This window comes from Streptomyces sp. P17 (assembly GCF_032436805.1).
In the GTDB taxonomy this organism is placed as follows: Bacteria; Actinomycetota; Actinomycetes; order Streptomycetales; family Streptomycetaceae; genus Streptomyces.
On sequence record NZ_JAVRBF010001381.1, the window covers coordinates 1 to 242 of the forward strand.

Consider the following 242-nt stretch of genomic DNA (forward strand, 5'->3'; position numbering starts at 1 on the left):
CCTCGGCACCCACGAGGCCTGGCTGATCCACCGCGGTCTGGAGACCCTCGAGGTCCGCTTCGCCCGCATGTGTGCGTCGGCGCTCGCGGTCGCCGAGCTCGCGGCCGGACACCCGGCCGTGCGCGCGGTGGCCTACCCGGGGCTGCCGGACCACCCGGACGCGGCGATCGTCGCGCGCCAGATGACGGCGGCGGGCGGCGTCGTCGGGCTGGAGTTCGCGGACGCGGCCGCGGCGGAGCGCT

At 78.1% G+C, this 242-nt stretch carries 1 protein-coding gene; it reads left to right on the top strand.

The features are described from left to right. The coding region (locus RMT89_RS45050) for a PLP-dependent transferase (RefSeq protein WP_315889536.1) at window positions 1-242 on the top strand (242 nt) is incomplete at both ends.